General features: G+C 49.5%; 23 protein-coding genes. 12 read left to right on the forward strand and 11 right to left on the reverse strand.

Going from position 1 to position 22,876, the window contains the following annotated elements; translation table 11 throughout:
• Positions 1-3: 3 nt before the first annotated feature.
• From sufC to B9G79_RS17390, 3 genes are all read right to left on the reverse strand, one after another.
• Positions 4-762 (reverse strand): Fe-S cluster assembly ATPase SufC, encoded by a 759-nt coding sequence (gene sufC / locus B9G79_RS17380; RefSeq protein WP_088566609.1) that lies wholly within the window; start codon positions 760-762, stop codon positions 4-6.
• 90 nt (positions 763-852) lie between these two features.
• Entirely contained in the window at positions 853-2,310 is a 1,458-nt protein-coding gene (sufB, locus tag B9G79_RS17385) for a Fe-S cluster assembly protein SufB (protein WP_088566610.1), read from the reverse strand.
• Positions 2,303-2,758 (reverse strand): RrF2 family transcriptional regulator, encoded by a 456-nt coding sequence (locus B9G79_RS17390; protein WP_088566611.1) that lies wholly within the window; start codon positions 2,756-2,758, stop codon positions 2,303-2,305. The genes sufB and B9G79_RS17390 overlap by 8 nt, the downstream gene beginning before the upstream one ends.
• A 197-nt stretch (positions 2,759-2,955) precedes the next feature.
• Here B9G79_RS17390 and B9G79_RS17395 point away from each other — a divergent pair, with 197 nt between their 5' ends.
• From B9G79_RS17395 to B9G79_RS17425, 7 genes are read left to right on the forward strand one after another with little or no spacing between them, the layout of a single operon-like run.
• Complete coding sequence (locus tag B9G79_RS17395; RefSeq protein WP_232468875.1) at positions 2,956-3,822, forward strand: hypothetical protein; 867 nt, start codon at positions 2,956-2,958, stop codon at positions 3,820-3,822.
• Between the two features lie 60 nt (positions 3,823-3,882).
• Positions 3,883-4,620 (forward strand): protein TolQ, encoded by a 738-nt coding sequence (gene tolQ, locus B9G79_RS17400; RefSeq protein WP_038450529.1) that lies wholly within the window; start codon positions 3,883-3,885, stop codon positions 4,618-4,620.
• A gap of 2 nt (positions 4,621-4,622) precedes the next feature.
• Positions 4,623-5,039 (forward strand): ExbD/TolR family protein, encoded by a 417-nt coding sequence (locus tag B9G79_RS17405; RefSeq protein WP_088566613.1) that lies wholly within the window; start codon positions 4,623-4,625, stop codon positions 5,037-5,039.
• A gap of 8 nt (positions 5,040-5,047) precedes the next feature.
• Complete coding sequence (locus B9G79_RS17410; RefSeq protein WP_088566614.1) at positions 5,048-5,908, forward strand: TonB family protein; 861 nt, start codon at positions 5,048-5,050, stop codon at positions 5,906-5,908.
• Positions 5,909-5,921: 13 nt separating this feature from the next.
• Complete coding sequence (locus tag B9G79_RS17415) at positions 5,922-7,307, forward strand: PD40 domain-containing protein (RefSeq protein ID WP_088566615.1); 1,386 nt, start codon at positions 5,922-5,924, stop codon at positions 7,305-7,307.
• The gene (locus B9G79_RS17420; protein WP_088566616.1) at positions 7,300-9,600 is read left to right on the forward strand and encodes a glutamine-synthetase adenylyltransferase; all 2,301 of its coding nucleotides are present in this window, start codon (positions 7,300-7,302) and stop codon (positions 9,598-9,600) included. The genes B9G79_RS17415 and B9G79_RS17420 overlap by 8 nt, the downstream gene beginning before the upstream one ends.
• A gap of 35 nt (positions 9,601-9,635) precedes the next feature.
• The gene (locus B9G79_RS17425; RefSeq protein WP_011162785.1) at positions 9,636-10,271 is read left to right on the forward strand and encodes a peptidylprolyl isomerase; all 636 of its coding nucleotides are present in this window, start codon (positions 9,636-9,638) and stop codon (positions 10,269-10,271) included.
• A gap of 54 nt (positions 10,272-10,325) precedes the next feature.
• On the opposite strand, the gene B9G79_RS17430 is transcribed toward B9G79_RS17425, so the two are convergent.
• Both B9G79_RS17430 and B9G79_RS17435 read right to left on the reverse strand, forming a co-directional pair.
• The gene (locus B9G79_RS17430) at positions 10,326-10,784 is read right to left on the reverse strand and encodes a DUF4430 domain-containing protein (RefSeq protein ID WP_088566617.1); all 459 of its coding nucleotides are present in this window, start codon (positions 10,782-10,784) and stop codon (positions 10,326-10,328) included.
• Positions 10,771-11,121, reverse strand: coding sequence for a thioredoxin family protein (locus tag B9G79_RS17435; RefSeq protein ID WP_011162783.1), 351 nt, complete (start codon positions 11,119-11,121; stop codon positions 10,771-10,773). The genes B9G79_RS17430 and B9G79_RS17435 overlap by 14 nt, the downstream gene beginning before the upstream one ends.
• A 181-nt stretch (positions 11,122-11,302) precedes the next feature.
• Here B9G79_RS17435 and B9G79_RS18220 point away from each other — a divergent pair, with 181 nt between their 5' ends.
• Both B9G79_RS18220 and B9G79_RS17445 read left to right on the forward strand, forming a co-directional pair.
• Positions 11,303-14,068, forward strand: a complete 2,766-nt coding sequence (locus tag B9G79_RS18220; RefSeq protein ID WP_088566618.1) for a hypothetical protein — start codon at positions 11,303-11,305, stop codon at positions 14,066-14,068.
• Between the two features lie 126 nt (positions 14,069-14,194).
• A complete protein-coding gene (locus tag B9G79_RS17445) occupies positions 14,195-14,896 on the forward strand; it encodes a hypothetical protein (RefSeq protein WP_088566619.1) in 702 nt (233 codons plus the stop codon).
• Positions 14,897-14,956: 60 nt separating this feature from the next.
• On the opposite strand, the gene B9G79_RS17450 is transcribed toward B9G79_RS17445, so the two are convergent.
• The 6 genes from B9G79_RS17450 to B9G79_RS17475 all read right to left on the reverse strand — a co-directional run bounded on the left by B9G79_RS17450 (position 14,957) and on the right by B9G79_RS17475 (position 20,008).
• On the reverse strand, positions 14,957-15,517 hold the full coding sequence (locus tag B9G79_RS17450) for a hypothetical protein (protein WP_088566620.1): 561 nt from the start codon (positions 15,515-15,517) through the stop codon (positions 14,957-14,959).
• Positions 15,518-15,580: 63 nt separating this feature from the next.
• Positions 15,581-16,957: a S41 family peptidase gene (locus B9G79_RS17455; RefSeq protein ID WP_088566621.1), complete on the reverse strand. Its 1,377-nt coding sequence runs from the start codon at positions 16,955-16,957 to the stop codon at positions 15,581-15,583.
• 4 nt (positions 16,958-16,961) lie between these two features.
• Positions 16,962-18,077, reverse strand: coding sequence for a murein hydrolase activator EnvC family protein (locus B9G79_RS17460; protein WP_088566622.1), 1,116 nt, complete (start codon positions 18,075-18,077; stop codon positions 16,962-16,964).
• A gap of 3 nt (positions 18,078-18,080) precedes the next feature.
• The gene (locus B9G79_RS17465) at positions 18,081-18,974 is read right to left on the reverse strand and encodes a cell division protein FtsX (RefSeq protein ID WP_088566623.1); all 894 of its coding nucleotides are present in this window, start codon (positions 18,972-18,974) and stop codon (positions 18,081-18,083) included.
• Complete coding sequence (gene ftsE, locus B9G79_RS17470; RefSeq protein WP_088566624.1) at positions 18,971-19,633, reverse strand: cell division ATP-binding protein FtsE; 663 nt, start codon at positions 19,631-19,633, stop codon at positions 18,971-18,973. The genes B9G79_RS17465 and ftsE overlap by 4 nt, the downstream gene beginning before the upstream one ends.
• 72 nt (positions 19,634-19,705) lie before the next feature.
• The gene (locus B9G79_RS17475; protein WP_232468877.1) at positions 19,706-20,008 is read right to left on the reverse strand and encodes a hypothetical protein; all 303 of its coding nucleotides are present in this window, start codon (positions 20,006-20,008) and stop codon (positions 19,706-19,708) included.
• Between the two features lie 71 nt (positions 20,009-20,079).
• On the opposite strand from B9G79_RS17475, the gene B9G79_RS17480 reads away from it, so the two are divergent.
• The 3 genes from B9G79_RS17480 to B9G79_RS17490 all read left to right on the forward strand — a co-directional run bounded on the left by B9G79_RS17480 (position 20,080) and on the right by B9G79_RS17490 (position 22,809).
• The gene (locus B9G79_RS17480) at positions 20,080-20,790 is read left to right on the forward strand and encodes a DUF481 domain-containing protein (RefSeq protein ID WP_088566625.1); all 711 of its coding nucleotides are present in this window, start codon (positions 20,080-20,082) and stop codon (positions 20,788-20,790) included.
• A 15-nt stretch (positions 20,791-20,805) separates the two neighbouring features.
• Positions 20,806-21,240 carry a large conductance mechanosensitive channel protein MscL gene (gene mscL, locus B9G79_RS17485; RefSeq protein WP_088566626.1) on the forward strand — a complete coding sequence of 145 codons (435 nt, stop codon included), beginning with the start codon at positions 20,806-20,808 and terminating at the stop codon, positions 21,238-21,240.
• Between the two features lie 177 nt (positions 21,241-21,417).
• Entirely contained in the window at positions 21,418-22,809 is a 1,392-nt protein-coding gene (locus tag B9G79_RS17490; RefSeq protein ID WP_088566627.1) for a hypothetical protein, read from the forward strand.
• Positions 22,810-22,876: the final 67 nt, after the last annotated feature.

Genomic DNA, 22,876 nt, shown 5'->3' on the forward strand with positions numbered 1-22,876 from the left:
TTCCTATACCGTCAGCCAGTCGTAGCCTTTTTCTTCCAGCTTCAGCGCCAGTGAGCTGTCGCCAGTCTCAATGATCTTGCCGTTCGCCAAAACGTGAACGTAATCCGGCTTGATATAATCCAACAGACGCTGATAGTGAGTAACCAGAATGATCGCGTTGTCTTTACGGCGAAGTTTATTCACCCCTTCAGAAACAACACGCAAAGCATCGATATCCAGACCGGAATCTGTTTCATCCAAAAGCGCCAGGCGCGGGGACAAAACCGCCATCTGCAGAATTTCATTTTTCTTTTTCTCACCACCAGAGAAACCTGTGTTCACCGGGCGATCCAGATATTCAGGTTTCATGCTGACCAGTTTCATTTTCTGATAAAGGAATTCGCGGAACTCACCTTCAGGCATTGGTTCAGAGCCCTGGTGCTGCAATACAGAGTTGAAAGCCGTGTGCAGGAACGTGAAGTTGGAAACCCCCGGGACTTCAATCGGATACTGGAATGCCAGGAAGATGCCTTCTTTGGCTCTTTCATCCGGTTCAAGATCCAACAAGTTGGTCATGTTGAAGTTCACTTCGTATTTCACTTCACCTGCAGTGACTTCATAAGCCGGGTGACCGGCCAGAACTTTGGAAAGAGTGGATTTGCCAGAGCCGTTCGGGCCCATGATGGCATGAACTTCACCCGGTTTCACTGTCAGGTTCAGACCTTTCAGGATTTCTTTTTCTTCAACTCTTGCATGTAGGTTTTTGATCTCTAGTAAATTCATATTTCACCTTTATTGAGCTGCTTCAGCTACGCTCTGCACTTACTTCAGTTACGCCGCCCAAGGCGGCTCCACTCTGTGCGCCCAGCGCACCTAGCCGACACTATTTTCTAATTTCATTTCGATCAGTTTTACGGCTTCGACAGAGAATTCCAGAGGAAGCTCTTTAAAGACCTCTTTACAGAAGCCGTTGACCAGCATCGAGATTGTTTTTTCCATATCCAGACCGCGGGACTGCAAATAGAAGATCTGATCTTCACTGATACGTGAAGTCGTTGCTTCGTGTTCAATCGTCGCGGTTTTGTTTTTCACTTCAATGTACGGATAAGTGTGCGCACTGCTTTGATCACCCACCAGCATGGAATCACACTGGGAATAGTTGCGCGCATTTTCCGCCGAAGGCAGGATTTTCACCTGACCACGGTAGGCATTGGAGGACTTGTCCGTCGAGATCCCTTTGGAGATGATCGTGCTTTTGGTGTTTTTACCAATGTGGATCATCTTCGTGCCGGTATCCGCCTGCATCAGATCGTGAGTCAAAGCCACAGAGTAGAACGCCCCTTCAGAGCCTTCACCCTGCAGGATGCAGGATGGATACTTCCACGTGATTGCAGAACCGGATTCCACCTGGGTCCAGGAGATCTTGGAATACTTCCCAAGAGCTTTTCCACGTTTGGTCACAAAGTTATAGATACCACCACGGCCTTCTTTATCGCCCGTGTACCAGTTCTGAACAGTCGAGTACTTGATCTCGGCATTGTCCAAAGCCACCAGCTCAACAACTGCGGCATGCAGCTGGTTTTCATCACGCTGAGGAGCTGTACAGCCCTCAAGGTAATTCACATAACCGCCCTCATCACACACCAACAAAGTTCTTTCAAACTGACCGGTGTCTTTGGCGTTGATACGGAAGTAAGTGGAAAGATCAATCGGGCAACGAACGCCTTTCGGGATGTAACAGAAAGAACCATCCGTGAAAACCGCCGCATTCAAAGCGGCATAATAGTTGTCCGTGTGAGGCACAACAGAACCCAGATACTTCTTCACCAGATCCGGATGTTTATGAATCGCCTCGGAAATAGAACAGAAGATCACACCGGCTTTATCCAAAACCTCGGTGTGAGTCGTACCTACAGACACAGAATCAAACACCACATCCACGGCAATACCGGAGATGCGTTTTTGTTCGGTCAGCGGGATACCCAGTTTTTCAAAAGTCTTGATCAGTTCCGGATCCAGATCGTCCAAAGATTTTGGTTTCGCAGCTTCATCCGTCGCTTTTTTCGGCGCGGAATAATAGCGAATCGCCTGGAAGTCGATCTTTGGATAGGACACGTGCGCCCACTCGGGTTCCACCATTGTCAGCCAATGACGGAACGCCTTCAGACGGTATTCAAGCATCCATTCCGGTTCATTCTTTTTCGCAGAGATCAGACGAATGATGTCTTCGTTCAGACCCAACTGCACCTGGTCTGTTTCAATGTCGGTGGTGAAACCGTATTTGTATTCGTAACTTTCCAGCGGATTGCTGGAGGATTTGTTGTTATCCATGGGCCACCGCCTCAGAGGATTTTTTCGCTGGCATTGCCACTCTTTCCACCAATAGTTCTTTCAGGCTCAGGCTTTTGTAGAAGTCTGTAAGTCTGTGATTCAAAGCTGTGATCGGAGACACGATGTTGCAGGTGCCTTGAATTTCACAAGGCGCTTCCTTATGCAGGCATTTCACCAACGCAGTTGGTCCTTCAATCACCTCAACAAGGTCGTGTATGGAAACCTTCGCCAGGTCTTTCGTGATTTGATATCCGCCATTGGCTCCGTATTCGGCGCGCAAAATCCCGCCCTTTTGGGCCATTTGCTGCATCACACGAGCCGTCGCATCAAAAGGTGTATGGAAAGAATCCGACACTTCTTTGGCAGTTGTGAGCTCACCGGGGATCTTTTGGCTCATGTATTTCAGAGCCATCAGAGCGTATTCAAGCTTGCGATTGATTTTATTCATGTAAGGTTCCCTTCACCAGCGCCCCTCAGAGAGTCCTCTGCGGACACGGCGTCGCTTTCTATCTAATAGAAAGCCAATTGAAAAACAAGGCGAAATACGCCTAATTTTAACGTATTTAAGATTGTGACAGGAATCTTTCCTTTAGTTTTGAAAAAATGTGCTGATTTCACAGTCTTAGGGTGCTATACGAAAGGCCTATGAGAATCCTTTTCATTACCGCTGTCAGCTTCCTTATCCTTGGTATTCTACTGCTTATGGCCCGTATATGGGGCTTGGGGCAATCCTTCCCAGTTTACGAGCACGCCTTCTTTTCTGGCCCCGCTCCGATCGTGATCGTTAAGGCGGACACTCTGGAGAAGGTTCAGGAAACCCTGAAACTCAAGCCTGATGCCGTGATCTGGGCCGACGTGCGCATTTCTTCTGATAAAGTGCCGTTCATTTTGCCTGCCAGCCGGGACCGCGAATTCATCGATATGAAGCTGGCTGAACAGAAAGCCAATCCGACGGCCAAAATCATGGCCGGTGGCAAGTTGTCGGAATACCCATGGGAACAGATCAACGAATTCTATAAAACCACTCCGGCTTTGAAGGAATACTACGAACAGTTTCCCGAGACTCGTTTTGTTCTGAATATTATAGATAACGTCCATGACGTGCATTCCACGGTGGTCAGTGCGATTGATGACCTGAAGCCAAACCCGCGCACCCTGATTCAAAGCGATGCCCTGATCATCATGACCTCTATCAAAGAACTGAAGCCCGAGTGGGTGTACGGCACCAGTCAGCCGGATATTATGAGATTACTCAGTTTTGATTCGCTGTGGATTTTGCCTTCGACTCAATTCAAAGGCGACGTCTTCATCGCTCCCTTCAAATTGATGAAACGCCCCGCTTTCAACGATGAGATCATCACGGAGATGCGTCGTCGCAATAAAAGAATCTTCCTGGGACCTATCGAGAATGAAGCTCAGCTTGCTGAGGCGAGTCGCTATAAGGCCGAGGGCCTGATCACGACGAATTTGCCAGAATTGCTCCGTCTTCTAAACCAAGGTCCTGCTCAATAGGTTGATCCAAAATGCATTTGGGCATATCGTTTTAAGACGTACCTTAACGGAGGTCTAGATATGTCCCCTATTTTTGTCAACGCGGCCCAGGCTGCACCCTCTGTATCAGTGAACACCAGCTCCATTGATGCTATCGCTCAAGCAAGTCCCATTGTTCAGCTGACTTTGTTGATGCTGATTGTGATGTCCGTTTTCTGCTGGGCCATCGGTTACTCCAAATATGTCACTTTCAAAAACATGAAACAGTCCGATGAACTGTTCTTGTCCAAATTCTGGAAAGTGAATTCCCTGGATACGTTGTTTGAAGACATCGACCAATATAAGGACTCTTCTGTCGCCCGCGTCTTTAAAGCTGTGTACCTGGAGATGAAAAAGATCTCTGAGTCCCCGCTGCTTTCCAAAACCGAAGGCGATAAACCGATCCTTTCCGGCATCGACAACCTGGAACGTGTCCTGAACAAAGCCACTGAAAGCGAGATCTCCAAACTGGAATCGCGTCTGACCGTTCTGGCAACAACCGGTTCCACCGGTCCCTTCATCGGTCTTTTCGGTACGGTTTGGGGGATCATGGGATCCTTCCACAAAATCGGTCAGACTGGAACAGCCAGCCTGGCGGTAGTGGCCCCGGGTATTTCTGAAGCCCTGATTGCCACGGCGATCGGTCTAGCAACAGCGATTCCAGCGGTTGTTTTGTACAACAACTTTATCTCTAAAATCCGCAAGCAGGAAATCGCCCTGAACAATTTCGGCGCGGACTTCCTGAACATCGTTAAACGTAACTTCTTCCAAGGAAATTAATCATGGGAATGAGTGGCGGCGGCGGAAAAAGCCGGGCGACATTAAGCGAAATCAACATCACGCCTTTGGTGGACGTGATGCTGGTGTTGCTGATCATGTTCATGGTGACGACTCCTTTGATGCAACAGGGGATTGAAGTGGATCTGCCAAAGACCTCTTCTTCCGGTGTTGAAGTCAACGAAGAGCCTTTTGTACTGGTGATCAATTCAGATCAGAAGATGACCATCGCCAAACAAAAGATCGCCATGACAGAACTGCGCCCGAAACTGAAAGCGATCTTCGAAAATAAAAAGAACAAACAGGTGTACATTCAGGCAGACCGCAAAGTGGACTATGGCTTCGTCGCGGAAGCTATGGCCGAAGTGCGTGCCGCCGGCATCTTTAACATCGGTCTGATCACTCAGCCGAAAGATCAATGACCTGAGCTGTGAACTATTTAGAGGAAAAAGATCAGCAGAATGATGAGCAAGTAACCCGCGGCATAGGGATCTCCTTTGCCCTGCACGCGCTTATTATTTCGATCTTTACTTTGAAGACCGTCTTCTTTGATCCGGAACCGATTGATTTCTCGCAAGCTGTGCGTGTGGACATGGTAGGCTTGCCGGACAAGGTGGAACCCAAAGACCTTGCAGCTCCGGCCAAAGAAAATCCCAAACCGGCTCTTCCTGAAAAAGAAGTCGCCAAAGAACCCGTAAAAGAAAAGCCGCCTGAAAAGGCTCCGGAAAAAGTGGTGGAAAAGAAAACTCCGCCAAAGCCAGAGCCCGTGAAACTTCCTCCGGCAAAAGCCAAGGAAGAAGGCATTAATCTGGAAAAAGTAAAATCCCAGCAGCAGAATGCTTTGGATAAACTCAAAGCCATGGCTGCCTTGGAGAAAATCAAAGAAGACGTGGCGGAAGACAAGAAAAAAGCCGCAGCAGCTGCCGGAACCGGCAAAGCCGCCACCGGAAGTGCCCCTGTGAAAGGCAATGTCCTGTCGCCCGGCACATCTTTGACTGGAATCGCCAAGCTTCAGAACGACAACTACATTTCTGATCTGGATCGTCACATCAAACAAAATTGGACAATCCCAGAATGGCTGGCGAAGCGTGATTACAAAGCACAAGTGCGTGTGTTCGTGGATTCGCGCGGCAATATTCTAGGCAGAAAAATTGTTAAATCCAGTGGCAATCCCAGCTACGATGAAGAAGTATTAGCAACCATTGACCGTTCAGCCCCTTTCCCGGCTCCGCCAGAAAAGCTGATCGCTGTATTCTCTGTGGACGGAATCCTGATCGGATTCCCGGAATAACTAGGAGGACATCATGATGAAACAGATACTGGCCCTTGTTCTGATTATCGGCCTATTCCCTCTTTTCTCCCATGCCCAAAATAACAACGGCATCTATATTAAACTGGGTGAAGCTCGCACCAAAAAAAGTCTGATGGCTTTCCCGCCGCTGCAATACACGGGCTCCCCTTCAACGGCACCCCGCAATCAAAGTGTCGGGGTTGAGATCTTTAATACGATCACCAATGACCTGACCGTTTCTTCCTACTTCCAGTTCATCAACCAGAGTGCGTTCCTGGAAGACACCTCCAAAACGGGTTTGATGCCGGCACCAGGCCTGCCAAATGGATTCAAATTCCAAAGCTGGTCTTCGATCGGCGCGGACTTCCTGATCCGTGCAGGTTACTCGGTCGTAGGCAACGAAGTGACTTTGGAAACTTACACTTATCATGTTCCCCGTGCCGCCTTGGTTCTGGGGAAAAAGTATAAAGGCCCAACCAGCAGCGCCCGTCGTATTGCGCACACTTTCGCCAACGACGTGATGAAAGCTCTGACCGGTGTTGAAGGTCCGTTCCTGTCCCGCGTGGTTGTTTCCAGCGACAAGGGCAGCGGCCAAAGCAAAGAGATCTTCACCATGGACTGGGATGGCGCGAACATGGAACAGGTTTCCAATCACCGCAGTATCTCGATTTCCCCGGCATGGTCCCCGGACGGTAAAAAAATCGCTTACACTTCCTATGTGAAACGTGTGGGCGCAAAATTCCGCAACGCAGACATGCTGCTTTTGGATCTGACGACCGGGAAAAGATCTTTGGTCTCTTACCGTCAGGGTATCAACTCAGGGGCGTCGTTCTCTCCGGATGGTCGTCATATCTATCTGACAATTTCTCAAGGCAACAGCCCGGACATCTATAAAATGTCTTTGGATGGAACCCTGGTGGGCAAAATCACCAATGGCCCGGCCGGAGCCCTGAACGTTGAGCCGACCGTTTCTCCGCAGGGATTGTTGAGCTTCTCTTCTGACCGTGCGGGTCGTCCGATGATTTACACTGCGGACGCTGCCGGGAACAATGTGAAACGCATCACTTTTGCGGGTGTGTTTAACTCGTCCCCGTCCTGGTCCCCGGATGGCAAAAAAATCGCCTTTGCCGGTCAGAGCGACAACAACTTTGATATCTTTGTGATGAACGCCGACGGCACCGGAATGATCCGTCTGACTTCTGCGAAAAAACCAAACGGTCGCATGGCCAGCAACGAAGACCCTTCGTTCTCTCCGGATGGAAGATTCGTGATGTACACGTCCAACCGCACGGGGAAAAATCAGATCTATATTTCCACCGTGGACGGGACTGAAGAGCGTCGTGTGACCAACGACAACAACAACTACTACAAGCCAAAATGGTCCAACAACATTGACTAACTTATCCATCGAGGATCAGTTACGGCAGGAGCGCAGCGAGATCTGGTCTCGCTTTGCTGACGCCGCCAAGACCGACTCTATGGCCCCCGATCAAATCTGCCAGCAATGGAGTGGGGCCGCGGACCTTCTTTTACGCCACGCTTTTGATCACTGCTTTTCCAATCAAAAAATTGCGCTTTTCGCCCTTGGAAAATTGGGGTCGTCAGAACTGAATTTAAGTTCCGATGTCGATGTTCTGCTGGTCAGCCAGGAAGACTCCCCCCAAAGCCTTTCGGCCTTGCGCAAGTTTCAAAAAATTCTGACCGAACGAACTGCTGCCGGTTTTGTTTTTCGGGTGGACTTTGACCTGCGCCCCGGCGGCAAACAGGGGCCGTTGATTCCGACCCTGGATCAATTCAAAGACTATTATGGCAACTATGGCGAAACCTGGGAACGCCTGGCCTTTGTTCGTCTGCGCCCGATTGCGGGTGATGAAGGCGTGCAAAAGGAAGTATTGGCGTTTGCGCAGAAGTTTTCTTTCCGCAAGCATCTGGATTTCACCCTGCTGGAAGATTTAAAAACCCTGCGCTCTAAAATTCAGGGGCACTATTGGGAGCGGTCGCAGGATCAGGTGGTGGATTTAAAGCTGGGCATCGGGGGTATCCGCGATGTCGAGCTTTTCACCCACGCCCTTCAGGTCATTCACGGCGGCCGCGATCTGACTTTGCAGGTGCGCGGAACCACCGAGGCGTTGTTGCTGCTGGAAATGAAAGAACTTCTGCCTTCTGAAGAAGCCAAATTCCTGCGCCAGCACTATTGGAATCTGCGCCGTCTGGAAAACTACGTTCAGGCCCTGAACGACGAACAAACCCACTTGCTGGTTTTGACGGAATCCCATCCTGAATTTGTGATGCAGGCCTTGCCGAATCTGAAGTTCGACATGCTTCGCTGTGATTCCATCGTGAAAAGTCTTTTAGGAGAAGCCCCGAAAGAAATTTCACTGGAAGAAGAACTGAAACGCACCGGCTTGCCGGATCAGGATCTGCAGGAACTTTGGCAGGAAATCCTGGGGCAGGAAGTGCTTTCCCGCAACAAGGGCCGCGATGAGCTTTCCCGCAAAGCTTTCCTAGGGGCTTTCCTTGAGACCTTGCAGGAACAACAGGGCGACATCCGCCGGGGCTTATTGCTGTTAAAAGACTTCATCGGCAGCACGCGGGCCAAAGCCAGTTTCTTTGCGCTGCTGTTGCGCGAAAAAGAACTGCTGCAGGAACTGGCGTGGCTGTTTGGCCATTCACCATATCTTTCCCGCATTCTGTGCAATCGCCCTGAGCTGCTGGATAGTTTCGTTTACCGGGCACAAGACAAACACTCGGAAGACCTGGGAACCCTGCTGGAAGAGCTGGCTGAAAAGAAGCTTCTTTCTGAAGTCATCAACGGAAGCGAGTACCTCGAGGATAAAAACCTGCAGCAACTGACGGCGAATCTGACTTCCACCGCGGATTCGGTGGCGACCACGTTGCTGGATGCTCTGAAAAAAGAATATCCCTCGAAGCTGCGCATTCTGGCATTGGGTAAATGGGGCGGCCGCGAGATGGGCTTCCGCTCGGATCTGGATTTCATTTTCGTCGTTCCGGACGAACCGGGTGAAATGGATTATAAGCTCGCCAAACGTTTCATCACCCGTCTGACGGAAAGCCATCGCGGGGGAAACATCTATTCTATCGACATGCGCCTGCGCCCTTCCGGCAAAGCCGGCCCGCTGGTGATCGTGCAAAAGGATTTGGAAGACTATCTGCAAACTCAGGCGGCGGCCTGGGAGCGACAAGCTTACCTGAAGGCCCGCTGGATTGGCGAAAGCACTCACAACAATCTGGGTTTTTTGGATCGGGGGCTTTCATCTGCGGAGCTGGATGAGCTTGAGCGCATTCGGACTCAGTTGATGGTTGAAGGAGTTCATCCGAATCTGAAGTACAGCGAGGGCGGTCTTGTGGATGTGGAACTGGCCGCACAAACCGCCGTTTTGAAAAAGAAGCTCAAGCCCGCCTCGTCGGGAACGACGGATTTGATCAGCGCTTTAGAGGAGAAATCCGGGGTTTTACTCAAGAACTATGACCGACTGCGCCAGATTGAGCAGATGCTTCAGCTTGTTGCGTCAGAGTCGCTGGCTGAACTGAGCCCAAATCATGAGTCGTTTCATGCTCTTGCCTTGGCGCTTCATCTGCATCCCTCAGAGCTTCTGAATGAAGTCTTAAGCCTGCTTCAGGCCAACGTTGCACTTTTGAAGGAACTTGACCCTCGCCGGCTGCCTCACTAATAGTGAAGGGGTTGGACAAAAGTCAGGAGACCGCAATGTCGAAGAATATCGATGTTAAGAAGGTATTTTGGATCTACCTTTTTGCATTCCTATTGGCAGCTTTCAGCTTCCGCGCAGATGCAAAGACAGAATCCAAGGCAAAGGCTACGAAGAAGGGAAAAGACATGATCGCAGTATTTGAAACATCCAAAGGCACTTTCAAAGTAAAGCTTTTCGCAGATAAAGCGCCGAAAACAGTGGAAAACATCGTGGGCCTGATCGAAGGCACCAAAGAGTGGACTGATCCTAAAACTGGCGAAAAAGTAAAGAAGCCATTCTATGATGGTCTGACTTTCCACCGCGTGATCAAAGATTTCATGATCCAGGGTGGTTGCCCGCTTGGAACTGGAACTGGCGGCCCAGGCTTCCGTTTCGAAGATGAGTTCCCAGCCGGCGCTCCGAAACACGACAAACCAGGCATCCTTTCCATGGCGAACGCGGGTCCTAACACAAATGGTTCCCAGTTCTTCGTAACAACTGTTCCAACTCCTTGGTTGGATGGCCGTCACACTGTGTTCGGTGAAGTTGTTGAAGGTATGGACGTGGTTAAATCCATCGAGAACTCCAAAACAGGAGCTATGGATCGCCCAGTTGAACCAATCGTGATCAAACACGTAACGATCCAGAAGTAATTTCGAATTCAAATTTGAATACTAAAAAAGCCCGGTGGAAACACCGGGCTTTTTTTATTTGCAGAACTGATCGGCCGCGATCCAGTAGGCCGGGGAACAATAGTCCGTCCACTCATTATTCTTATTGGTGGAGTACGCATAGAACCAGGTCAGTTTATCGTCCTGGGATTTGAAATGAATCTTGTCCGGCATTTCTGTCGGCTGCTTGCCGTTGATAGTGTAACACCAGCCATAGGCACGCAGTTCAGTGTCAGAGACAACCTCAATGCTATCCAGACCGATCGGGCTGTTGATGATGGAATTGATGCCTTCGGCAGAACCCACATACGGGATCTTGTTCGCATCAAAGATTTCAAGGCTCAAGGCACCTACGGACTTTGTCAGATCCGCTTGATAAGTGCCTTCGTGTACAGGAGTGTTTTTGCAGGCGCCAAAGATTCGCCAGGACACCGCTTGGGCCTGAGATGCTGTCAGCACCACTAGCAGTGGCAGCAACGGCTTAAGAGTTTTCACGACGAACCTCTTCCATATCGATTTCTTTGGCCTTCACCACGATCTGCTCAAAGATTTCTTCCGGTAAAGCGCCTGGCTGGCTGAAGATGATGTCGCTTTCTTTGATGATCATCAAAGTCGGAATGGATTTGATCTGAAACTTGTCCGCCAGCTCCACTTCGGCTTCCGTGTCGATCTTTCCGAAAATCACGTCCGGGTGTTTTGCGGCCACAGACTCAAAGATCGGGGCAAAACGACGGCAAGGTGCACACCACGTCGCCCAGAAATCCAGAATGATCATGTTGTTGCTTTCAACGATCTCTTGAATGTTGTTCTTGGTGATTTCTACGACAGCCATGGGGCCTCCTGTTTTGTGGCGCTAGGCTTATCCCAAATCCCAGAATGAGACAATCACAAGATTTAGACACCCCGGTGCCCGTTTGCGGCCTCGTCGCGGTATGAGACAAGTCCCGTGCCATTTAATCGCTTTTGAGGGGCCCAAAGCTTGCTTCTATACATTCAGAGACTGAGGTGAAGCTATGAAATGGTTCTCTAAGATTCTGACTGCCATTGCCGCTGTTAACATGATCCTGGCCCCTGTGGCCCAGGCTGCAGCCAATTGGACTGAAAAAGAGAAAGCTCAACTTGCCCAGTACCGCGATTTCCTGGAGCCAATGGGTTACACCCTCTATGTCGACAAGGAATCCAAGAAAGCTCAAGTCTTTGATAAAACAACCAAAAAACTGGCGATGGAAATCCCGTTCGGGGAAGAGAAACAACTTCGCAAGTTCTCTCCAAAATCCATCAATAAAATGATGCTGGATGAAATGGTTCGCATTAAGAATGCTTCCAAAGCGTCTTTGTCCCACACCGTAAGAAACCTGCCGACGGAATCTGCGATGTTCTTTGTGGCGATGGGTGCGGTAGTGGCCGGTCAATTGATCACAAACTATTCGCAAAATCCTGTGGCAATGCAACAGCATATCCAGCACCAGCTTTCACCGATGGGTGTGTTTGGTTTCTTCACTTTCATGTATTCCCAAGGGCTGACTTCCAACCTGCTTTCCACTTACATCAAGAATCCAAAGTTCCACCACATGATCCCGTACCTGGGCATGACCGTGGGTGCTTTCCTGCAAACTTATCTTTCTTCTATCGCTTCAGATCCTAACGTGAAAGCCTGTGCGAAGGTTATGATGGGCGGAAAAGTTTCCCAGAAAGACACCGCGGCTGGCGTTGAAGAAGATCCATGCGGTAAAGCCTACGAATACCTTGTTATCCACAAGAAAATCTGGGAGTACGCTCCGGGCATCGCGTCCATGCTGATTTCATCCGGTGCGGCGGCTTTGGGTCAGGCTCTTCTGACGAAAGTGGTTTTGCGTGTGACGGGTGTTGATATCGCTGTCTGGCTGACTCCGGGCACGATGCAGGTTAAAGGTCTGCGCCTTTTGATTGTTAAAGGTCTTCAGATCTCGGCGTTCGTGGCTTTGGACATGTGGTTCAACCGTCATGTGACCTTTGCCTGGAAGAACTTGTTTGATGGTGCTGACTTCCACGACATGAACCGCGACATGGTGAACCACGTGAACACCCTGAAAACCGCGAAGTGGAGCGGGTCTACTGACAACTTGAAACATGAAATGAAGCACTTCCATCAAAAGATGATGGACTGGCGCATGATCAACATGGCTGAGGTCTATGAAGCTCACCACAACTGGTCTGAAGCTTTGAAAAGCCTGACGAGCATGTTTAACAGCAGCTATTCCTTCTATAACGATTTCGTGAACGAAATCCGCAACGCCAGATTCAACGAATCCCAGGTGCAGCCCCTGCTGCGCACGGCTCCGCTGAATGGCGTGACTCCGCTGGATATGGCAGAAGGCCGTGAGGATCTTTATCTGACTCACCCACAGTTTATCGAAGGCATGCAGTTGGATACCGTGGCTGAAGCAGCGATCAAAGCCGATGCTTTGATGAAGTCCAATAAAGCCAAATATCTCTACCCTGTTGAAAAGAAAACTATCAACGGCATCATCGCAAAACTTTCCACGGGCGATCGCGACCAGATCGGTAAAGGTTTGCTGGAGCTGAACAACAACATACGCATTGCCGCTCAGAATGTTTCAAGCTCTCAGAACTATTTCCACGTGATGAACGAGATCCGCAGCTATATGGGTTCTCCGGATCCATCCCTGGAAGTGGGTCGTGGCTTCGGTCAGGCTTACGAAAAAGCTCCGAGCACAGCAGAAACTTTGGCTGGCACAAGCTACTACCGTCAGGTGGGTCTGTTTAAAACTCCGAAGATCACGGACTTCCTGGTCATGCAGATGATCTGCGGTCCGGACGTGGAAGCCAATGGCAAAGTTGTGAAAACTCCAAAAATTGCCGGTGCTCACACGGGCTTCCCGTCTGTGTTCCTGCCACCGACTTTGGCAAATCAAAATGATGAATTTGATCCGTGCTTTGGTATCAAGGCCGATGCTCCGGTTGAAAGAATCTACAACTGGCCGGTGCGCGCAGCCAGCGGCAAAAGCTATAAGGGCTTTGTTGAATACCTCGTACACGAAGCCCGTGACAATGCGGTTGGCTCTAAAGAAGAGTCCGCATTCCCGGCTTGGTGGACAGCTAAAACAGAATCCCAGATGCAAAAGGCCTTTGGTGAATTCTCCAAGAGCTATGACGAAATCGTCGTGAAGATGGTTCGCAAAATGTACAACAACGAACGAAGCAGCTTCAACCGTGGCCCGATGGCCAACGGGATCATCAACGCTGTCTTCCAGGAAGAGCGCGTGTACCTGGCTTTGTTGCAGGAAATGCTTCAGCCATCCGCGAAGTTTGATCTGAAGTTTGAAAATCTGCTGAAGAATGCTCCGACCCATGCAGCGCTGAAGGCTGTTGAAGGTGAGTTCTTTGCTCTGAACAATTTGCTGAAGAAAATCGAAGTTAAAACGATCGAAGGCCGCGAAGTGATTCAGTCGCCTTTGGAAAACTATCAGCTCGAAGAGCAAGTGACCAAAATCCAGACCGCCTTGGCGGGCGTATCCACCCTGCTGGGCGTGGGTGACGCGACGGACGGCGCGGTCGTGACTTTGAATCAGCAACAACGTGATATCGCGGTTCAGGCACTGGAGCAGCTTCAGTCTCTGGCGCAGGAAGTGATGATGTACGGCTCTATGGCGAACGCAGTGAGCTGGGACAAGATCCGCAATATCAAACGTCTCAATGCGGAACAGGGTCAGTTCCAAAATGAGATTCAAGCCAAGATCTCTCAAATGAGAGGCATGGCGATGCCGGGCAAGAACTAGTTGGTACGCCCTTTGATATATAGAGTGTTGAAACGATTAAACTAAGCAAGGCGCTTCTGGGATTGGAGAGTCCCAAAAATTGGAGTGCCCTGTTTAAAAAATTAACAAGTACTAAGGAGAGAGAGTATGAAAAAAGCATTTGTGTTCGGTATGGCAGCCCTGGTGACAACTATGTCCCTGTCTTTGACGGTCCACGCAGCCCCTGGTGCAAAGCCAGCGCGTGAAGCTTTGGTGGAATACACCAAGCAGGTTAAGGCCGCCGCTTTCGGTAAACGCATGACCTCCAAAGGTTTGGATGCCCAGCAACTGAAAGTCGCTCAAGACAACATCATCAACGAGCTGGCCCTTCCTTCAGGCAAGAACAATGCTCTTTCCATGGCTCTGAAAGCAGATCCAACCAAGTCCGCACAACGTCTGGACAGCCTGGCAACTATCGTTGCAGCTAAAAAGATGGCGGCAGAGATTAGCAAAAACGACGCTAACGAAGGTCAATCCATCGATGCAGCAGCGACCGCTTCTGCGAAACTGATGGCAAACTCCTCTTTGACGGGCGCTCGTAAAACAGCGAAAGACCTGAGCGCGGCTGAGTTGACTGAAACTACCGCGGCATTGTCCAAACTGGAAACTCTGCCAGAGGCTATCTTGACCAGATTCTCTAAAGCAGAGCGTGACTCTTACACTCAAATCATCGAGCGCCACGACCAGATCGTTGAATCCGGCAAACGCGGCACTTCTGAAGAAGCATTTGTAGACGCGATCATGGAAGTCAAAGGCGTGGATAAAGCCAAAGCAATGGAAGTTGTGAAAAAGCTTAAAGAGTGCGTGTAAGAATAAAGAAAATCTCTACTCCGAAAAGCCGGGTCAGCAATGACGCCGGCTTTTTTATTTTTACTGGCAGTTATTGAATTCTTTGAAGTAGCGCTGGCAGATGGAGTACTGCGAATTGCAGTCATTCACATCGGTAGACTGGTAAGTTGCCATGGGGCATTCACGCATGGCTGTTTTTGTAACGACAGCCTGGAAAGATCCCTCCGCATAGACAGTGTTTCCGCTGACCAGACGATAGTTCACGTTGTTGGTGCCGACTTCCAGCAAAGGCTTTTGGAAAAGGGTGGAAATCCACAGATTGAAAGCATCAGTACTGATGCCGCGAGCCCCTTGATAGTCTTCTGTTTTGGAGCGATTGGAACCATCCTGATGAAATGCCGTCAGCTCCACTTTCGTCACTCGCGCATCACGAGGTCCCACGAAATGATCATAAGCCCCCGGTTTCATCACGATATCACGACAAGAATACAATGCCGTTCCGTTGCCGTTAAAACCGCCGCAGATAACACGAACCTGACCTTGAATTGGAGTGACAGTGAGGGAGTTCCCTTTTTCGAAGCCGACGTTCTGGGCCTGAGCCAAAGAACACAGCGCTGTGATGAAGATAACAAGTCTTAACATGAAAGGCCCCCTCTGCCTTGGATGTGCGGCTAGAGTAGGGCCTCTAAAATTCTTAATCAATAACTAGCGCGTCAAAGCCTTCAAAGTATCCCATGCTTTGAGGTAGCTAAATGCTTGATATGCTTGATAATCAGCCTTGAACAGCTTATCGCGCGGCGACAGCTTTTCATCTTTTTTCGATCCCACGTCTTTCCACCAAGCCAAAGCTCCTTCTTCTGCGCCCTCTTTGACATCCAGCTTCTCTGCGGCTTTCTCACGATCACCTTTCAAGTGACCGGCAATATCACCTTCACGAGTTGTGACAGATTTCACAATCGCTTTAGAGAATGCATCTGGATCCACGTCTTCAATTTCAATGTCAGGATGAATACCTTCCGCCTGGATTGAAACACCGTTCGGCGTGTAGTAACGAGCCACAGTCAATTTCAGACCACTGCCATCACCCAGCTTGATCACCGACTGCACAGAACCCTTACCGAATGTTCTTTGACCTACGATCAAAGCGCGTTTGTTGTCTTGCAAAGCACCGGACACAATCTCGCTCGCACTTGCTGTATATTCATTGACCAAGATCACGATTGGGAAGTTTGTGTACTGACCTTTTTTAGAAGCCGTCGCCACTTCTTTTTCGTTTTTATTTCGACCGATCGTGGACACGATAGTGCCTTCTTTCAGGAACATATCGCTGACCTTGATCGCCTGATCCAGCAAACCACCCGGATTTCTGCGCATATCAATCAACAGACCGGACATGTTTTTGTTGTTCTTGATATGAGTTTCAACAACCTTTTGCAGATCTTTGGAGGTGTTTTCGATGAAGCTTGTGATGCGCACATAAGCAAAGCCATCGCCCAGATCCGTATACTTCACCGATTTGATTTTCACGCTGCCGCGAACCACGGTGATGTCACGAGGCTTTTCCTCGTTATCACGAACCACACGCAAAACAATCTTGCTGCCCTTTTTCCCACGCATCATCACAGAGGCTTCGGCCAGACTCATACCCTTGGTGGTTGTTCCGTCGATAGCCACAACTTTATCCCCAGCCTTGATACCCGCTTCCCAGGCTGGCGCATCTTCGATCGGAGAAATGATCGTCAGAATGCCGTTCTGAATGGAAATCTCAATACCCAAACCGCCGAACTCACCGCTGGTCTCTGTTTCAAAGTCCTTGAACATTTCAGGCGGCATGAAGTTCGTGTGCGGATCCAGTTCGCGCAGCATACCTTTGATCGCACCATAAACCAGCTTTTTGGTGTTCACTTCTTCAACGTAATACTGCTGAATCAGATTTAGAACCTTACTGAAGTTCTGAAGGTCCGCATACCTTTCCTGGGCAAAGGCTCTTACTTGAAAACCTGTTTCTGCCATGATGAACAAAACCAGCAGAAGGGCGCCGCCCAAAATATAGGTTTTCCAGTAGCGTTTGAGTGATTGCATAGTGTTAGAGTCCTTTCATCCACTGTTGCGGGTCGTAGGGTTCGGAAAAATGTCTAATTTCAAAATACAGTCCGGAACTGCCGTCTTGCGGGGCTTCACCCACCTGAGCCAGCACCTGAGAACCCGTGACCTCGTCACCAGTGTTCACCTTCACTTCTTGTGCATGGGAATAGACGCTGTAGTAGTGATCGCCATGATCCACAATCAGAGTTGTTCCAAAGCCCGGAAGCGTTCCGACATAGGAAACCTTTCCTTCAAACACGGCTTTGATATTGCTACCCTTGGCCGCGGAGATGAAAATTCCCTTGTGAGTTAAAGTATAGGGGTGATCCTGACCTTTCATAAGTCCAAATTTGCGGGTGATCACACCTTCAAGAGGTGCAGAAAGCTCACCTTTTTGGTCGGCAAAGGACGGCTTAAAGAGCAAGTCAAACAGTCCGGCATCGTCAATATTGTACTGCAGGGATTTTTCCCGAAGACCGTTGATTTTATTGATGGCAAAGAGCTTGTTCTTGCGGATTCCATCCAGAAGCTTGCCCTTCAGGTCCTGCTCTTTGCGCAAGGCTTTTTCCTGGGCAGCGATCTTTTGCTCAACGGTTTTCATGCTGTCCAGTCGCTGCGCCAGGGTCTTGCGTTTGCTTTCCAGATCCTTAAGGTCCCGGGAATAGTTTTTGATCAATTCAAGATCGCGAGCAGCCACAACACCCAGAATTTTCAGGTTTCTTTCCAAAAACGCTGAGCTGCTGGACGAAAACAGGAACCGGGCAATCGAAGGCCCGCCCAGCTTGTACATGGCCCGCAGACGTTCCGCCAAAAGAGTTCTTTGCTGACGGGACTTTAGGTCCAGATCCTCCACTTTTTGGGTGAGATTTCGGATATTCACCTCGAGGAAAGCCCGCTGCTGCGACATCTCCCCTTTTTCGGTCACGATCTTTTTGATTTTCTTATTCAACTGATAAAGAGCCGACAGGACCTGACGTTGCTTCAGCTCGGCATCTTCAAGCTTTTTCTTGGTCGCTTCAAAGTCTTTGGCAAGGTTGTCCACGTCGGTGGGATTTGCGGCTTTCGCCCCCAACGACAATGAAAACACCAATGCCAACAGAATCTGTGCAAGCTTCAACGATCACCCCTGACTTCCGGCAAAGCCGTCATTCATGCGACGAACACACAGATAAGATCCCAAGGCCCCAAGCCCAGTGCCCGCGATAACAAACACCACCAAAAGCACCGGACCCATAAACTGAATGTGCTCGCCCAGTTGCAGGAAGCTCAGCTTCGTGATCAGCAGATTTTTGATCCCGATGTAAACGGCAAAACAAAGACCCAAAGACAAGACCGAGGAAACAACCCCCAACACCGCTCCTTCCACCAGGAATGGCTTTCGGATCATGGAAGGCGTGGCACCAATCATTTCCAGCACCACAATCTCGTCCTTGCGCGCCTGAACCGAGGCACGAATGGCGTTGGACATAACAAACAGGGACGCTGCCAGAATCACCAGACATAACGCGCGCAAGGTCAGCTCGATCGCATTAACCAGTGCAGCGTACTTTTCAACCCAGTCCTGGCCATAGCTGACTTCATCCACACCCTCCAGTTGACGAAGCTTTCCGGCCATGGACTGCAACACGGTTGTTTGCTCGGCCGCGGCCACATCGGATTTCAGTTGAACCAAAAGACTTGCGGGAATCAGACGAAGCAGTTCTTCATCCTGAGAGATATCCGGAGCATAACTTGCCATCTGGGAACGGAAGTCACCCAAAGCCTGCTCTTGTGTGACAAACTTCACGCCTGCCACATTTTCATTTTCTTTGATTTTACTTTCAATGTCCTGACGGCCTTTTTCAGAAAGATCCTGAGAAAGGTAAACCGTCATCTGCACATCCTCACCCCACAGAGTCAGAATGTTTCTGAAATTCTGAGATACCAAAAGGGCGGCACCCATCACCACAAAACACGCGGTCACGACAACCAGGGTGGAAACCTTCAACGCCCAGTTCTTTTGATGTGGTCTCACTTGGTGTCCCCCACAATCATTCCATCCTGCAGTTGCAGTGTGCGCTTCTTGCGACGACGAACCATCTCGTGATCATGCGTTGCCACAAAGACGGTGGTCCCTTGAGAGCAAACACGTTCCAGAAGATCCATGATCTCTTCACTTAAGCGCGGATCCAGATTTCCTGTCGGCTCATCGGCAATCAGCACTCCTGGCTGATGAATGATCGCCCGGGCAATGGCGGTTCTTTGCTGCTCCCCCCCGGAAACGAAGTCCGGGTACTGATCATGCTTGTGCGCAAGGCCCACCTGCTCCAGCACCTCGTACACACGGCGCTGAATGGCTGGTGCTTTATCGCCGCGAACCTGCAATGGCAACGCGACATTTTCAAAGATCGTTCGATCCTTCAAAAGTTTGAAATCCTGGAAAATCACACCGATTTTTCGGCGAAAGAACGGAATTTGGGAATCTCGCATCGTCAATAGATCATGGCCCGCCACCTTCACATCCCCTGATGTGGCGATATCGTAGGCTGAGATCATCTTGAACAGAGTTGTTTTACCTGCCCCACTGGGACCGGTCAGAAAAACGAACTCACCCTTGTCGATGCGCAAATCAATATTCTTAAGCGCATGAACCGGGCCTGGATAGGTCTTATAGACGTGAGAGAATTCAATCATCCCTTCATCTTATGAAAGATGACTGCTGATGAATACTCGCCACAAGTCGAGGTTTTGGTGTTTTTGAAGGATTTAAGGAAGGCTTCCCGCCATCAGGGTATCAATTATCGTGGTGTGTTGACGGCGCAGGGCCAACTTGATGGCTTCCTCCGACTGAACAGACCCCAGCTTCAAAACAGTGTCATAGGGTGTTTTGATGGTCTTCATCACAGCTCCGTTGCAGAAGATTCTGCTGACCAGATAAGGATTTTGCGTTCCCCAATCCTCTGTCTGAATGTGGAACTTCTGACCGCGCACTGTAATATCTGAGTTAAAACCTTTTTGCACCTGCACAAACCTCCCGGAAAAATTAGCAGATTTTACTGTGTTTCTCATCAATTTTTTCTTGGACGATGAGCGAATTAAAACTAGAGTCAAATCCTGGATAAATAAAAGGAGATTTGTGTATGAAGATGTTCTCGATTGCCGCAAGTGTGTTCGCCTTGCTTTGTTCGTTCTCTGCCGCTGCGGCTCCGGTTACCGGTGAAGCAGAAGCTGGTGCCGTAATTGTCAGCGGTAACAGTGATTCTGAGAGTTATGCTGCGAAAGCAAAAACCACTTACACGCAGGACAAAAATGTTTATTCCGCATTCGGGCGCTACTTAAAAACGGACTCCAACGGTGTTGAATCTGCCCGCAACTGGGAAATCGGTGCTCGTTACGAACGTGAACTGACCGACTATCTGGGCGTGTTTGCCGGCCAAAAGGCAGAAAGCGATATCTTCAACGGCTACATCCAAAGGGACTCTTCCGACTTGGGTTTGAAGTACAGCGTGATCAAATCTGACGAAATGAACTGGTTCTTCGAGGTCGGTTATCGTTATCAGAAGACACTTCCAACCACTGGCGGAACGACTCATGACAACATGGGCCGTCTGTTCACCGAATTTAACAAAGCTCTGGATAAAACCTTGTCATTCAAATACTGGGCGGAGTATCTGCCGAACTTCACAACCACCGATGCTTATTTGTTCAACACGGAAGCTTCCTTGAATGTGATGTTGAACTCTGTGTTCTCTTTGAAGTTGGCTTATCTATTACAATATCAAAATTCCATTCCTGCTGATGGCAAGTACACCACAACCACGAGTACAATGAATCTCGTGGCAAAATTCTAAGAAAGGATTGAAACCATGTTTAAGGAGTTCAAAACGTTTATCATGCGCGGCAATGTTCTGGACATGGCCGTGGGTATCATCATCGGTGCGGCGTTCGGCAAGATTGTTTCTTCATTTGTTGCTGACGTTTTAACGCCGATTCTTTCACTGGGCCTGGGCAAGGTGGACTTCTCAAATCTTTTTGTCGCCCTGAATGGAGAATCTTATCCAACGCTGGACGCTGCCAAAGCGGCTGGTGTGGCAACTGTGAACTACGGTATCTTTATCAACATGGTTCTGGATTTTGTTATCGTGGCCTTTGCCATCTTCCTGATTGTGAAAGCTGCCAACAAGATGAAAAAGGCTGAGGAACCAGCTCCGGTGACCACGAAAGAGTGTCCGGAATGCTGCTCTTCCATCCCGGTGAAGGCCCGCAAATGCGCTCACTGCGGAAGTGCGGTTGCTTCCTAGACCTTTTCAGTTTCAAAACACCTCGAAGCCCGGTCCCAAGCCGGGCTTTTTTATTTTCTTTTCCCGCCTGTACTGGCTCTGGCCGAAATCTCATTGTGAGACGTAAACCTTTTAGGCAGGTCTGCCGATAATTGGTACTGGTATTGCACCACTCATTATCATCGGGGAGGAAATCAAATGAATAAGATTTCAAGCTCTAAAAAAAATGCATCTGTCAAAACAGTTATCAACATCCTGAGCGTCCTTTCTTTGGTAGCCCCTTCCGTATCTTTGGCTGAAGGCCTTAGCTTTACCAAGTCCTCTGAAGAAGTCGCTGAAAGCAAAGCGGCTCGACTGCAATCGCAATGTTCCCAAGCTCGCAGTGAAATCACGACTGCTAAGAATAAAATCGCCGAAGCCTGCCGCAAAGCCGGCATGGGTTCAGGATGCGCGGAAAAAGCCGCTGCCTGCTCCGAAACTTTGGGCACTGATAGCTTTGACACCACTGACGCCATCGGCACTTTGATGGGTCTTCCGGCCGGCTCCAATATTGGTGGCTCTTGCCCACAGATGAATGGTCGCGACTATTACGACGAAAAAAAGCGCCTTGAAACCGAGATCAAAGACACTCAAAAAGACATCGCCGAACTGGCTGATGATGAAGCTGAGATCAAAGAGACGTTCAATACGACCATTCAGGAACTGCAACAGGCTCTGACCGATGCCCAACAGGAACTGGAAGAAACTAAGACGTCATTGGATGAGCAAGAGCGTGAAAAGATCTCTGAGTTCCAGGCCAGCCAAAATGCTGCCAAAGAAAAGCTGCGCGAATACAACTCCAAAATCATCGCTTTGCGTTCTGAGATGACCAATGCCGTTCGTGAAAAAGCGACCAAAATGCTGGAATTAACGGCAGAAACATCCAAGTATGCTTGTAATCAGGAATACACCAAGGCCGCTGAATCCTATGGCAAAGTGAACGCGACCTCCAACAAAAGCCATATTTCCAAAGCCAAAGCACAAAAAGCTGCGGCTTTGGATGCGTTCAACAAATGTATGAACCGCTTCCAGCAGGCTCGAATTTCTTTGAACGAACAAAGTGCCGCAAAAATGGAATCCATCAACGACCAGATCCGCAATGCTGAAGCCAGCACCGACGAACTGAATGATTCTTTGAATCTGGCTTCCACGCAGTTGGATCAGATGAAAGCGGACACTGCCAAAAGAAAAACTCAGGCCGAAAAGAAGGTCACTGACCTGATGACCCTGACTCAGAACAAGATGCAGGCGGCTCAGGAAAACATGCAGACCAAACTAAAAGCCCTGGCTACTAAACAGCAGAGCTACACCGAGGCCTTGAACCGGGCGAACAACTCTTTGATGACTTTGGGTCCTGCGCCAAAACGTGGTGCGGAATACACATCTGAGGAAGCCTCCAGTGAAATCTCCGCGCAAACTGAGATTATTGAAGATGTAAAGGCGACTGTAGCTTCGAATTCCGAACTGGCCGCTCAATGCCACCTGGGTGATGCAGCAAAAGGATCCTCAAAACGTTCCCGCAGCTCGGGCTCCAAATCAGGCAGAAAGTAAGACCCAGCCTTCGGGCCAGTGTCCCTAGACCCTACCCATTTGCACTGTTAGAATGGGGGCTTATTAA

Origin of the sequence: Bdellovibrio bacteriovorus, assembly GCF_002208115.1 — a bacterium.
GTDB classification, from domain to species: domain Bacteria; phylum Bdellovibrionota; class Bdellovibrionia; order Bdellovibrionales; family Bdellovibrionaceae; genus Bdellovibrio; species Bdellovibrio bacteriovorus_C.